This is a genomic window from Daejeonella sp., assembly GCF_037719425.1.
Classification (GTDB): domain Bacteria; phylum Bacteroidota; class Bacteroidia; order Sphingobacteriales; family Sphingobacteriaceae; genus Daejeonella.
The window spans coordinates 21,697-35,563 of sequence record NZ_JBBJNI010000007.1; the positions used below are offsets into that span (position 1 = coordinate 21,697).

9 protein-coding genes are annotated in these 13,867 nt (G+C 42.4%); 3 read left to right on the forward strand and 6 right to left on the reverse strand.

The window, feature by feature from the left end; genetic code table 11:
- Nucleotides 1-10: 10 nt before the first annotated feature.
- Genes WKF69_RS01870 through WKF69_RS01880 form a run of 3 tightly spaced genes read left to right on the forward strand, consistent with a single transcriptional unit; the run spans nt 11 to nt 6,424 of the window.
- On the forward strand, nt 11-3,157 hold the full coding sequence (locus WKF69_RS01870; RefSeq protein WP_340379079.1) for a TonB-dependent receptor: 3,147 nt from the start codon (nt 11-13) through the stop codon (nt 3,155-3,157).
- 7 nt (nt 3,158-3,164) lie between these two features.
- Nucleotides 3,165-4,937 (forward strand): RagB/SusD family nutrient uptake outer membrane protein, encoded by a 1,773-nt coding sequence (locus WKF69_RS01875; protein ID WP_340379081.1) that lies wholly within the window; start codon nt 3,165-3,167, stop codon nt 4,935-4,937.
- A 47-nt stretch (nt 4,938-4,984) separates the two neighbouring features.
- Nucleotides 4,985-6,424, forward strand: coding sequence for an arylsulfatase (locus WKF69_RS01880; RefSeq protein ID WP_340379084.1), 1,440 nt, complete (start codon nt 4,985-4,987; stop codon nt 6,422-6,424).
- 126 nt (nt 6,425-6,550) lie between these two features.
- Here the strand turns inward: WKF69_RS01880 and WKF69_RS01885 are convergent, their stop codons facing one another.
- The 6 genes from WKF69_RS01885 to secDF form a co-directional block, all read right to left on the reverse strand.
- Entirely contained in the window at nt 6,551-7,402 is an 852-nt protein-coding gene (locus tag WKF69_RS01885) for a hydroxymethylglutaryl-CoA lyase (protein WP_340379086.1), read from the reverse strand.
- Between the two features lie 119 nt (nt 7,403-7,521).
- Entirely contained in the window at nt 7,522-8,829 is a 1,308-nt protein-coding gene (locus tag WKF69_RS01890) for an NAD(P)/FAD-dependent oxidoreductase (RefSeq protein ID WP_340379088.1), read from the reverse strand.
- 32 nt (nt 8,830-8,861) lie between these two features.
- Nucleotides 8,862-9,182 carry a 2Fe-2S iron-sulfur cluster-binding protein gene (locus WKF69_RS01895; RefSeq protein ID WP_340379090.1) on the reverse strand — a complete coding sequence of 107 codons (321 nt, stop codon included), beginning with the start codon at nt 9,180-9,182 and terminating at the stop codon, nt 8,862-8,864.
- 2 nt (nt 9,183-9,184) lie between these two features.
- Nucleotides 9,185-10,189 carry an NAD(P)/FAD-dependent oxidoreductase gene (locus WKF69_RS01900; protein ID WP_340379092.1) on the reverse strand — a complete coding sequence of 335 codons (1,005 nt, stop codon included), beginning with the start codon at nt 10,187-10,189 and terminating at the stop codon, nt 9,185-9,187.
- 85 nt (nt 10,190-10,274) lie between these two features.
- Entirely contained in the window at nt 10,275-10,709 is a 435-nt protein-coding gene (locus tag WKF69_RS01905) for a MarR family transcriptional regulator (RefSeq protein ID WP_340379094.1), read from the reverse strand.
- Between the two features lie 113 nt (nt 10,710-10,822).
- Nucleotides 10,823-13,798, reverse strand: coding sequence for a protein translocase subunit SecDF (gene secDF / locus WKF69_RS01910; protein WP_340379096.1), 2,976 nt, complete (start codon nt 13,796-13,798; stop codon nt 10,823-10,825).
- Nucleotides 13,799-13,867 lie beyond the last annotated feature (69 nt).

A 13,867-nucleotide genomic window follows, 5' to 3' on the forward strand; every position in this document is an offset into this window, starting at 1 on the left:
AATTAATCACATGAAGAATATTTACAAAATTTTAACAGCGGTTATATTGCTATGCAGCTTCCTTGGGGCTCAGGCACAAAACCGTGTGATAACCGGAACAGTAGCCGATGCTGTTGGCTCGTTGCCTGGCATTACGGTTGTCGAGAAAGGTGTACCGGCGAATGGAGTGAGTACAGATGGTACCGGAAAATTTCGCATTTCACTCCGTGGCACAAGTAATGTTTTAATATTTAGGGGAATTGGCTATGTAACCAAAGAGGTTTCTGTAGCTAATACGTCAAATATAGATGTGTTGATTTCAACAAATGAGACTAACCTGGACGAAGTAGTAGTTGTTGGTTTTGGAACGCAGAGAAAGGTCGATGTGGTAGGTTCTGTAAGCACAGTTGGTCGTGATGAGATCAGGCAAACACCTTCTGCCAGTTTGCAGAATGCTCTTACAGGAAAGCTGCCTGGTTTTTATTCCCAGCAAAGGGGAGGCCGTCCTGGTGCTGATGGTGCGGATTTTGTTATTCGTGGAGTAAGTACCTATAACGGAAATGTCAGGCCACTTATACTTGTGGATGACATTGAATTTAACTATGCAGACTTTGCTAACATCGATCCGAATGAAGTTCAGTCGCTGAGTGTTTTAAAAGATGCCGGATCAACTGCAGTATATGGCATAAAAGGAGCAAATGGTGTGATTTTGGTTACCACACGCAGGGGGCAGGCAGGTACTCCGAAGATCAATTTCAGGACCGAATATGGCATTCAAAGACCAACTCATATTCCTACCGTACTTAGCTCTGCTGATATGGCGGTTCTAAGAAATGAGGCATTAAAAAATGATGCATTCATCGCCGGTGGCACTTTCGTTCCTGAATTCACAGATGCGGATATCGAATTGTTTCGTAATGGTAATGATCCTTTAGGTCATCCGGATATTAACTGGTATGAAACCCTGTTCAAAAAGACCGCTCCAATGTCTACCAATAACATTGATCTTTCCGGTGGCACTGATGCGGTGAAATACTTCGTGTCCCTTGGTTACCAGAATCAGGCAGGGTTACTGCGTGATTTTAAATCGGATGATGTAGATAACAATTACAGGTTTAACCGTTATAATTTCCGTTCAAACCTGGATGTAAAGGCGAGTAAGTCGCTTACCTTCAAATTAGATGTGTCTGGAAATAATACCGTAACTAACCAGCCTCAGGTGGGAAGTAGCCCATTTGGTGAGATATATAACTATGAGGGCCTAACACCATTTGTGTACCCGGTATACAATCCGAACGGGAGTTTTGGTTTTACAGACCCATTAAAGCCAGCTCCCGCGAATAATATCGTAGGCCGTATTCAAACTGGTGGTTATGATCGTGATCGTCAAAACCTGCTTAACCTTAATCTGTCTGCCATTCAGAAACTTGAGTTTATTACTCCCGGGTTGCAAGCACAGGTAACCGCGTCCATAGCCAATTCTACCAGTTCAAGAAGATCGTTGGATGTAGGTAATTTTCCATCTTTTTATTACAATCCTAAAACCGGAACGTATACCCCAAGGAATTTAAATATTTATCGAATTGAACCTTATAATCTGCAATATACGGGAGGTAGCCCACGTCGTCAATCTGGACTGCAGGCAACAGTTAATTACAAGCGTTCGTTTAAGGATCACAACGTTGGCGGTTTAATTGTTTTAAATCAATACTCCAAGCTTGATTCATCAAAAATAAATATAGATCCTACTCGAGTATCTAATTATATCCCAACTAATGCACGTGGTATTATTGGACGTGTAGACTACAATTATAAGAGCAAATATATCTTACAAGCATCCGGAGCTTATAATGGCTCTGATCGTTTTGCTGAGAACCGCCGTTATGGGTTTTTTCCTGCGGGTAGTGCAGGATGGGTGATTTCGGAAGAGAATTTTATTAAAAAGAATATTCCTTTGATTAGCCTGCTGAAAATTCGAGGCTCTTATGGAATTACCGGAAGTGACGATTTAGGTAATTTTAAAAATTCCTATGAAGAAGTATATGGCCGGGGCGGTGCGGGCTCATTTGGAGAAAGTAATGTAAGTGTGCCATCAATTATTCCGGGGTCTCTGGCCAATGATCGGGTGACCTGGGAAAAGGAGCGTAAGTTAGATTACGCACTGGAATTTGGAATTCTTGCGAACAAAGTTTCGGGCTCTGTTAACTTCTTTAACAATCGCCGTTATGACATTCTATCCCGGAGAAATACAGTACCGAGTTATTTCGGAATTCCTGACTCTCAACTTCCGCCACTTAACCTTGGTATAGTTAGCAATATGGGGCATGAATTTGAACTTGCTTATGCGGGGAAAATCGGTAAAAATGTTGGATTCAATATCAAGGGAAATTACTCTTATGCAGTGAATAAAATTCTTGAAATTGACGAAGTTATTCCATTGTTTCCATGGAAGACTCAAACCGGTCAATCAATTGGTGAGCAGCAGGGTTTCATCTGGGATGGATATTATTCTGAAACAGAAGCCAGGGATCCAAAAGTGCCAAAGTACATTGGTTCTACCACCGCTGCCTGGGGCCCGGGTACAACCTTACCGGGATTCCTGAAATACCGTGACTTGAACGGAGATGGAGTGATCTCCGATGACGATCGTGGGTATTTCGGCACAACAAATCTTCCGAATACAACTATCGGGTTATCTACAGGGTTTACATATAAAAAGCTTTCCTTAAATGTGAATTTGCAATCAGCCCTGAATTCGGATGTGCAGATCGGCTATAATTATTCGGTACCATTTAAAGGTAACTTGCAGGAAATCCATTTGAATCGCTGGACGCCAGAGACAGCTGCCACAGCAACATTCCCATCTTTGGTCAGCAATTTCCATGGAACGTATATGACTACGGCAAGTAATTCAAGTTTTTGGGCAATTAGCGGAGATTACCTGAGAATTCGTTCTGTAGAACTGGGTTATGTACTGCCGGAAAAATGGGTGAAATCAGCTGGCCTGCAAAACGTTAGGCTATACGCAAGTGGTTATAATCTTCATACCTGGTCGGCATCATATAAACGTTATGGAGTGGATCCGGAAGTACTTCGCCAATCCGGTGATGCATCATCTTCAATCGCTTATCCATCACAGGCAATATTTAATTTTGGACTTAATGTTTCAATAAAGTAATCATACTATGAAGAACATATATATAATGCTATTTGCTGTGTTGATTATTGGAGTCGCTTCATGCAAAAAAGAAGGGTTCCTTGATAACAGGACCACAGCAAGTTTGAATACGGCAGTAACCTTCGCTGATAGTGCCAATACTATGGATTTTCTTGCGGGTTTATACGTTGATTTGGCGTATAATTTTCAAGTGGAAAATCCTAATAACGTCGTAGAATCCTCAAAATTAGTTGATGAGGGTGAAGGCAGATATCCTGCCCTTGGTAATTTTGATAAGACATTTACATCCGGAACCTTTGCAAATAACTATTTCAGTCAATGGCAAACTAGCTGGGTTTTGTTTTACAGGATTATTAGGTCATCGAATATTTTTCTCGCAAACGTAGATAAGTCGCCATTGTCTGCCGCTAAAAAGAAAAGAGTTAAAGCTGAGGCCAGGTTTGTACGTGCGTATCATTACGCTAACTTGTTAAAACATTTCGGCGGCATCCCTCTTATAGGCAATAATGTATTTTCACCTTCCGACGAGGGTACATTTAATCGTAGCACCTTTGAAGAGTGTGTGAATTATATTTCAAGCGAGTTGGATGCTATAGCTCCTGACCTGGCCCTGGATTATTCGGGGCTGGATCATGGCAGAATTACAAGAGGCGCTGCATTAGGTTTAAAATCCAGAGTTCTTCTTTTTGCTGCTAGTCCGCTTTATAACGGAGGTGGAACATCCTCAAACCCGGAATTACAGAAGCTTTTAAGCTATCCAACCGCAGATCCAACGCGCTGGGAAAAAGCAAGACTGGCTGCAAAAGTTGTAATGGATATGGGGCTTTATTCTCTGAATGTTAACAATGCAACAAAGTGGAGCGGTTCTTCGGCAGGATTAGGCTTTGGTTTTTATAATGTATTCCTCACCCGGAAAAATTCGGAATTCCTATTGACTTTCTTGATGCCACCAGGAAAACAAATTGAACGGGGAGTTTTGCCAAGATCCCGCGGCGGAGCTAACTATTATATATATCCTACACAGGAGATGGTTGACAAATTTCCTACAATAAATGGTGGATCAATAACTACGGATATAAAGTCTACCTCTAATCCACAGGGATATGATTCACAAAACCCTTATATAAACAGAGATCCAAGGCTATCTGCGACAGTTATTTATAATGAAGGTCTTTACTTCGACAATACCACCAAAGCATTAGGGCCTGTTTTTACTTATGTAGGAGCACCGCTTGATGGCATCGTTGCTATTTCTGCCAATACAGCAACAATTACAGGTTACTATATTCGTAAAATGTGCGATGACAATGCTGCAATCACCGGAGGAAATAATGTTGACAGAGGTATACCAATTATTCGTTACGCAGAGATTCTTTTAAACTATGCTGAAGCAGCAAATGAAGCAGGGAATACACCTGATGCCATTAATACTCTCAAACTGATCAGAAACAGAGCGGGTTTGACCGCCAGTTCAAATGGACTTTATGGTATGCCTGTATCACCTACTAAGGATGAAGCAAGAGCATTGATCCAGAACGAGCGTGCAATCGAACTTGCTTTCGAGCAGCATCGGTTATGGGATATACGACGATGGAAACTGGGTCCGCTTCTTGATGGTAAATTCCTTCGCGGAATGCAGATCGCCAAAGTGGGCAGCGCTTATACCTATACCCTTAGAAATGTAAGAACACGTTATTTTAAAGATGTCTACTATTACTTCCCTATCCCTAAAGATGATGTGACTTTAAATCCTAAAATATTGCAGAATCCGGGATATTAGTGGAAAAGTGTTTTAGAATCGATAGCCAGGTAGCAAGTCCACACAATATGAAGTCAAAACTATTGATGATTCCTATTTCTTGTCTTGGGATGTTAATCATTTTCTCGGCAGTATCTTTCGGACAAGTTCAAACTGCTGGAAAAGCAAGCGGAAGGAAGCCTAATATTATTTACATTATGGCCGATGACCTCGGCTACGGCGATATTGGGTTTAATGGGCAGATGAAGATAAAAACACCTAACGTCGACAAGATGGCTAAAGAGGGGATTATATTCAATCAGCATTATTCCGGAACAGCGGTATGCGGACCTTCCAGAGCGGCGCTAATGACTGGCGTCAACACAGCTCATGGACACATAAGAGAACTTTCGGCATGGACAGCCAGCGGCAAGCCAATAGATCTGTTGGATGAAGAAGTTACCGTGGCTGAAGAGCTTAAAAGGGCTGGATATAAAACAGGGATCATTGGCAAATGGGGTCTTGAAGAAGGTGCTGGTACCGGTGCTCCAAATGTGCAGGGCTATGATTATTTCTACGGCTATAAAACCCACATGGAAGCTCATCATTTTTATCCGGAATATATCTGGAAAAATGGTGAAAAGATAGTGCTTGATAAAAATGTCACGGCAGAGAAAAAAGGGACATATTCTAATGATGATTTTACGACAAAGGCAATTGGATTCATTAAGGAGAATAAGACGAAGCCCTTTTTTCTCTATCTCCCATATACAGTTCCCCATAACGAGATAACTGTTCCGGAAGATTCAAAGAAACCATATCAGAATCTGGGCTGGGCAACCCGCCCAATGACTCCGGGGCATTACTATCATGATCCAGAAGGAAATACTGCATACGCTGGTATGGTTGCCCGGCTTGATAGATATGTTGGTGAAATACTAAAAACGTTAAAAGAACAGGGACTTGACAACAACACACTGGTAATTTTTACCAGCGATAACGGACCAGGTTATGATAACGGATTTTTTAATAGTAATGGACCTTTCAGAGGTAAGAAACTAACTCTTTATGAAGGCGGTATAAGGATGCCTTTCGCCGCGCGCTGGCCTGGTAAAGTTAAACCAGGGACAACAACAGAGCATCCATCAGCCTTTTGGGATTTTCTTCCTACCGCTTGTGAGATAGCCGGAATTAAGCCATCTAAAAAGATAGATGGAATTTCCTATTTGCCCACCTTGCTTGGGAACAAACTGAAGCAACCTGCGCATGATTTTCTGTATTGGGAGATTAACGAAACACAAGGTCCGATACAGGCTGTCCGGATGGGTAAGTGGAAGGGAATTCTGGCTTACAATAAACCGTTTGAATTATATGATCTTACAGCGGATCTAGCTGAAACTACAAACGTAGCGGATAAAAACCAGGACATTGCGAAGAAGATAAAAGATACGATGATTTTTACCCGGACGGAAAACTCTGAATTTCCTTTAACTAAAAGAAATTCGAATTATGGCAAAACTCCTGATTAAAGACGGGTCGATTGGCGGATTTCTATTGTTATAAACATGCGACCACCTTCGGGGTCGATTTGTCGAAATTTTCCATTGCTATAAACATGCGACCGCCTTTGGGGTCGGTGAAATCTCATACCGGACCTAGTGACCAAATATCCTCGATGAAAAGCTGACGGCTTCACTCCATTTTGCCATATCCAGATTAACAGGCTCCCCACGTTCTTCCAGAAATGAAATAAGACCTTCAGTCGCCATATTTCCTGTTAGGGAATCTCCGGCCATAGGACAACCGCCGTAGCCTCTAAGGGCAGAATCGAACCTTCTGCAGCCACTATCCCATGCAGCTTCTAGTTTCTCCCTGGCTAGTTCAGGCGTGCTATGCAAATGTACTCCCAGTTCAATGCCCGGAAACTGCGATTGCAAATGCGGAAACAGGTATTTAATTGTTGCCGGTGTTGAAACTCCTGTTGTATCAGCAAGAGAAATGATATTAGCTCCGGTCTTAACCAATTCATTGGTCCAGTGCTCAGCAATCTCATTATTCCATTCGTCTCCATAAGGATTACCGAAAGCCATGGATAGATAAATAACTGCTTCTTTCCGTGACTTGTCGCAAGCATTTAAGAGCTCTGAGACAGTATCCAGAGACTGCGCGATGCTCGAGTTGGTATTACGCTGCTGGAACGTTTCTGAAATAGAAAACGGGAATCCAAGATACGTTATCTGATCGTGCTTAACAGCTTCCTCGATGCCTCTGAAGTTGGCTACTATGGCCAGAAGTTTCGAAGATGATGAATCAAGATCGAGCAAATTAAGTACTTCCGGAGTATCTCTCATCTGAGGAACAGCTTTCGGCGATACAAAGCTGCCAAAATCGATTGTGTCAAAGCCCACTTTTAACAGCAGGTTTATATATTCTGCCTTTATTGAGGCGGGAATATAATCATGGAGGCCCTGCATGGCATCCCGGGGGCATTCGATGAGTTTGAGCATTTGGGGATATCAGCTAATCAGTATTATCAGTAATCAGTAATCAGCTTTCAGCTTTCAGCTTTCAGCTTTCAGCTTTCAGCTTTCAGCTTTCAGCTGAATAAAGCGTCTCAAGTTAACAATTATTTCGCCAGTGGATCCTCCGTCATAGATTGCCTGCTAAACCGTCTGATGATCAAACGAGTTCCCCTGTCATAGCTGAAATAGCTCCAAACCCAGTTTACAAACGTAACTACCTTATTTCGAAATCCAACTAAGGACATGAGGTGAACAAACATCCATACGAACCAGGCAAAAATCCCCTGGAACCGGATCTTCCCAACGTCGACCACTGCCTTATTCCGACCTACCGTCGCCATTGAGCCTTTGTCGAAATACTTGAAGGGTTCGGGCTGTTCATTATTGATGAACCTGATAATGTTCTTTGCCAGGTGCTTACCTTGCTGGATAGCTACAGGGGCAACTCCCGGGAGACCATTAGGGGTTTCTGGCCTTATCTGGGCAGCGACATCGCCAATAGCGAAAATCATCTGTTGTGCTGTAACACGGTTAAATTCATCGACAATAATCCGGTTGCCGCGAGCTATCGAATCTGCAGGAAGACCGTCTAACACGGCGCCTTTAACGCCTGCCGACCATAAAACGTTTTTGGTGTTAATTTGCTGTCCGTCAGATAGCTTGATCACGTTTCCGTCATAGGCTTCAACCCGGAGGTTTGTAGACACTTTTACACCCATTTCTTCCAGGAACTGCCTGGATTTAACCGATGCCTGATCTGACATCACACCTAATAGCTCGTCAGACCCCTCAATAAGATACACATTGATGTCCTCAATGCTAAGTTCAGGGTAATCCTTAGGAAGAACGTGTTTCTTTAGCTCAGCGAGGGACCCTGAAAGCTCAACACCTGTTGGGCCGCCGCCGACAACGACAAAATTCAGCAATGATCTTTTAGCATCAGGGTCAGTTACGACTAATGCCTCTTCGAGGTTCTGTAAGATCATACTTCGCAGGTTCAAAGCTTCAGGTATGGTTTTCATTGCCATGGAAAAATGCTCGATTTCCTTCTGGCCAAAGAAATTTGTATCTGAACCTGTTGCTATAACGAGGTAATCATAACTGATCTCACCAATCGAAGTAATAACTACATTTTTGGATGGATCCACGCTTTCAACATCTGTGACCCTGAACGTGAAGTTTTTCTGGTTCTTAAATATCTTCCGCAAAGGAAACGCGATTGAGTCAGCTTCAAGTCCGCCTGTAGCCACCTGGTACAGTAATGGCTGGAACGTATGGTAGTTGTGCCTGTCCAACATCAGGACTTCGACTTCCTTGTTTTTTAGGCGCTTCGTAAGTTCTATCCCGCCAAAACCACCACCCACAATAACTATTTTAGGAAACTTTGTTGAATCCGCTTTATGTGTGTCCATTCTAATTTTTATTAGTTAACACCCTGCCGGGTTTATTGTTCATCTCCACGGATACGGAAGATCATCCCGTTAAGGTTCTCATTAATCCTTATCTGACACGCCAATCTGCTGTCAAACCCTGCGTCAGGCAAGGTGTCGAGCATATCCATTTCCGCATCGGCGGGAGCGGGCAGAAGGTCCAGGCCTTCCAGAACCTGAACATGGCAAGTGGCACACAAAGCCATCCCTCCACAGGTAGCTAGAACATTGTACTCGGATGCCTTTAGTACTTCCATCAAACTGAGGCTTATTTCTTCCGGGATTTCTACAGCCTGCTGTTCTCCATCCCGGTCTTCGACTATAATGTTAATCATTTTTAGAACGCATTTACACCATAAACGGTTGTGTACTTAAAGCTCAGCTTTTGATCAGGATAAACGTGTTTGAAAGCGCTCTGTACCATTAAAGCCGCTTCGTGGAAACCGCAAAGGATGAGCTTTAATTTACCCGGATATGTATTGATATCGCCGATCGCATAGATCCGTTCGACATTTGTTGAATAGTCAAATGTGTTGACCTCTATTGCCGACTTGTCAATGTTCAGGCCCCAGCCTCCGATGGGGCCCAGTTTAGGGCTCAGGCCAAAAAGTGGGATAAAATAATCTGTTTCCTGAGATACGTTAACTTTATCACGGCCTACATAGCTAACTTCTTTAAGATGGCCGTTGCCGGATACGCTCAGGAGATTTGATTGTAGAACGAGGTCAATTTTTCCATTGCTTGCGAGTTCATGAACCTTTTCAGCTGAATCAGGAGCTCCACGAAATGTATCGCCGCGGTGTATCAAAGTTACCCGCTCTGCGATATCGGACAGGAATATTGTCCAGTCTAAAGCTGAATCGCCCCCTCCAGCCAGGATTACTTTTTTATCTCTGAAATGTTCAGGGTTCTTTACCATGTACTCGACTCCTTTGCCTTCAAAATCAAGCAACCCCTCGATCTCGGGCTTACGGGGTTCAAAGCAGCCTAATCCGCCTGCAATCACGACGACCTGAGCGTGTACTATGGTTCCATCATTTGTGCCCACAAGGTATGAGCCGTCATCCTGCTTAACCAGGGTCTCAACACGCTCTCCCAGGGTGAAGCCCGGATCAAATGGCGCAATCTGCTCCATGAGCTTTTCCACAAGCTCCTGAGCCTTAATATCGGGGTAACCCGGGATGTCATAAATAGGTTTCTGAGGGTATATTTCTGATAGCTGTCCGCCAACTTGCGGCAAGGTATCGATCAGGTGGCATCTCATTTTTAATAGGCCAGCTTCAAAGACAGAGAACAGGCCAACAGGGCCGGCTCCGATTATGCATATATCTGTAGTTATCATTCTTGGAGTATTAAGTTGTAAGTAATGAGTATTAAGTATTAAGTAATAAGTAATAAGTATTAAGTTTCAGGGGAGGTAGAGAACTTTAGTCATCCAGATTGTTATAAATGGTGTCGAGGATCCTTTTTAGATTGATGTAATCTTCTTCCGTAAGATTCTCCCATGCTTTCATTCTTATTTCAGCCATTTTGGGGGTCCATTTCAGAACTGTTTGAGTACCCAGTTCCGTCAAATGGACCGTAAAACATCGGCGATCGGTAGGATGGATTCGCCGTTCTGTCAGCCCCTTTTTACAGAGTATATCGATGATCCGCGTTAGGGTAGGAGTATCCTTGCCGGTGATCTCAGCAAGCTGCGTCTGATTAAGATCATTATTCTGATTGAGACGTTTGATAATTATCCACTGATCGACGGTGATGTCGTAGTTTTCTGCGTTGAATTTGCGCTGGGCATATTGTTTTACCTTCCTTGCCGTGCGGTCAAGCAAATATGAATATTTACTAAATAGTTCTGTTGACATACATATAGTTAGTATAACAACAAATATCTGAATATAATTTGACTTAAACAAAAAAGTCCCGCAATTGCGGGACTTTTTTAAGCTAAAAGCTAAAAGCTTTGAGCGTAAAGTTTTTAGCCTTTAGCCTTAAGCTTTACCACATCGCCCTTTTCCTGGATAAACTCAACTACGAACGGTGTAGCTACGAATAGAGAAGAATATGTTCCGAATATAACGCCAATAAGCATGGCGAAAGAGAAACCTCTCAGGATCTCGCCACCGAAGATAAAGATGATCAGCAATACAGCCATTGTACAAATACCCGTGATCACTGTACGGCTCAGGGTGCTGTTAAGCGCGTTATTAATTACTGTAGGAAGATTTTCATCTTTCGAATGGTGTTGTCCTATATATTCACGGACACGGTCAAATACCACAACCGTATCACTTATAGAGTAACCCATCACTGTTAATATCGCAGCTACAAAATTCTGATCAATATCGAGTGAGAATGGAAGCCATCCGTTGAATATGGTAAATATTGCAAGTAATACAAGTACGTCGTGTACAAGTGCGAGGATAGCGGCAAAACCAAAAGCCATCCGCTTAAATCGAATAATAATATACAGGAAGATCACAAGAATGGCGAATCCAACCGCATAAATCGCAGAAGTCTTAATATCATCAGCAATGGTAGGAGTTACTTTTTGAGAATCCTTTATTTCATAAATAGGATTAATTTTTTTAAGTCCTGATGTGAGTTTTTCATTTACCCTGGCATTTGCTTCATCAGAGTTATCATTAATCAAGTATGCTGTGGTAATCTTCACTTGATTTGAAGAACCAAATGTTTTTACTTCAACAGCAGTTTTGAATTCATCAATTAATATTGAGCGAACTCTTTCCACTTCAACTGGTTTTTCGAAAGCCACAAAATAGGCTCTTCCTCCCTGAAAGTCAACTCCAAGGCTGAACCCTTGTGTGAAGGCTGAGATTATTCCAGCAAGGATAATGGCCGATGAAAGGATATAGAACTTTCTGCGACCAGTGATAAAATCAAATTTAGAATCCTTGAAAAGATTTTGTGTAGCTTTTATTGAGAAGCTGATATTTTTCTTCCCTTCAAGCATCCATTCGAATACTAATCTTGAGATGAAGATGGCAGCGAACAGGGAAGTTACAATACCAATCATCAAAGTCGTAGCAAAGCCTACAATTGGACCCTGACCGAAGATGTAAAGAATTACACCGGTTAAGAACGTTGTAATGTTCGAGTCCAGGATCGATGGCATCGCTTTTTTGAAGCCTTCGGCAATTGCCAGTCGGAGTGATTTGCCCTCCGCCAGTTCTTCACGGATCCTTTCATAAATAAGAACGTTCGCATCAACAGACATACCTAAAGAAAGCACGATACCGGCAACACCCGGAAGCGTTAAAACTGCTCCTAGTGAAGCAAGAACTCCAACCAGGAAGAAGAGATTGATTAATAAAGCAATATTAGCAACCAAACCGGCGGTGCTGTAATACATCGCCATGAACAGCAAAATGAATATAATACCGGCTATTGTGGAGATTAATCCCGCAGAAATAGAAGCGGCACCTAATGAAGGTCCAACTACATAATCACTAACTATTCTAGCGGGTGCAGGTAATCTGCCGGCTTTTAGAACGTTTGCAAGATCCTGAGTGTCTTCAATTTTAAAGTTTCCGCTGATTGAAGATATTCCGTTTGGAATCTCACCCTGTACAGTTGGAGCTGAATACACCAGGTTGTCGAGAACGATAGCTACGCTTTTCTTATTATTGGCATTAGCCGAGGCATTTGCGGTTAAAGTTCTCCATGAACGTGCACCCTCAGTGTTCATCACCATTACAACCTCAGCATTACCACGCTGATCATAATCAGAACGTGCGTCTGAGATTACATCACCTTCTAATGCTGGTCCGCCAGCAATATTGCTTGTTTTTAAAGCATATAACTCGAATACTTTGCTCTCTGGGGAAATTGGCTTGACTCCCCAGTATAGTTTCATGTTTGAAGGTATAACGGATTTTACCTGAGGTGAAGACAGATACGCATTTACTTTGGCAGTATCTTTTAATGCAGCATATCCAACAACGGGTCCCGGACGAAGGTTTGGTTGTCCGTTCTCGCCCTGGAAAGTAGCTGGATTTAATATAGAGAACAGTGGGTTTAGTTTAGTCTGTTCCGCCTGAATTTTGTTTAGCGCAGCAGCACTATCGATTTTACCTGTTGTGCCTTTTTTGCCCAAAGCAGAAAGCTTACTTTTTGCAGTATCCGGTGCTGCCGATGTTGCTTTGGTAGTGTCAGTAGCTTTACTTGTTGATACTAAGATGCCGTTCACATTCTGAAGAAGTGCAAAGACTTCGGTGTTATCATAAGTCTCCCAGAACTCCAATTTAGCAGATCCTTGTAGTAATTTACGAACCCGATCCGGATCAGTAACTCCCGGAAGTTCGATAAGAATCCTGTTTGTACCCTGTTGTTTTTGAATAGTAGGCGAGGTAACCCCGAATTTATCGATTCGGGTACGAAGAATATTAAAAGAAAGGTCAATTGCGCCGTCAGCAGATTTCTTAAGGAAATTAATCACTTCCTGATTGCTGGCATCGATCTTAATCATACCTGAATTTTCCTTCGTTGCGAAAAGAGGAGCCAGTTTGCTATTTGGAACAAGTTTTTCATATTCCCTTCCAAAAACAGCAATGAAATCATTGTCTCCTGATGCAACAGCAGCTTCCGCATTCTTTATTGCCGCGTTGAAGTTTGCATCTGGATTTTTGTTTGCAAGATTACGTACCATATCGCTTAAAGCGATTTCCATGGTAACGTTCATCCCACCCTTTAGATCCAATCCCAGAGGAATCTCACGCTGTTTTGCGTATTGATACGTAATATAACTCAGGCTGCTGAAAACAGGTACTGAAGCCACAGAATCGAGGTATGCTTTTTCTCTTGCCGGATTGCCTTTAGCAAATTCTTGCGCATCCTTTTCAACTTTATTCGCTATCCACGTAAATGAGAGTGAATATAAACACGCAAGCGTTAATGCTATTGCGGCGAATTTAACTAGTCCTTTACCTTGCATTTTATTTTAATTGTATACTAATATTGAGTTAAGCCTGTTTTGGTTAAGACGGCAAAGCTAATTAAATTT

Bases quoted from the DNA above. Each gene is read 5' to 3' on its own strand.
- WKF69_RS01875 (WP_340379081.1), top strand. From the start codon at position 3,165: ATGAAGAACATATATATAATGCTATTTGCTGTGTTGATTATTGGAGTC.
- WKF69_RS01900 (WP_340379092.1), bottom strand. From the start codon at position 10,189: ATGATAACTACAGATATATGCATAATCGGAGCCGGCCCTGTTGGCCTG.
- WKF69_RS01885 (WP_340379086.1), bottom strand. From the start codon at position 7,402: ATGCTCAAACTCATCGAATGCCCCCGGGATGCCATGCAGGGCCTCCAT.
- WKF69_RS01895 (WP_340379090.1), bottom strand. From the start codon at position 9,182: ATGATTAACATTATAGTCGAAGACCGGGATGGAGAACAGCAGGCTGTA.
- WKF69_RS01890 (WP_340379088.1), bottom strand. From the start codon at position 8,829: ATGGACACACATAAAGCGGATTCAACAAAGTTTCCTAAAATAGTTATT.
- WKF69_RS01905 (WP_340379094.1), bottom strand. From the start codon at position 10,709: ATGTCAACAGAACTATTTAGTAAATATTCATATTTGCTTGACCGCACG.
- secDF (WP_340379096.1), bottom strand. From the start codon at position 13,798: ATGCAAGGTAAAGGACTAGTTAAATTCGCCGCAATAGCATTAACGCTT.
- WKF69_RS01880 (WP_340379084.1), top strand. From the start codon at position 4,985: ATGAAGTCAAAACTATTGATGATTCCTATTTCTTGTCTTGGGATGTTA.
- WKF69_RS01870 (WP_340379079.1), top strand. From the start codon at position 11: ATGAAGAATATTTACAAAATTTTAACAGCGGTTATATTGCTATGCAGC.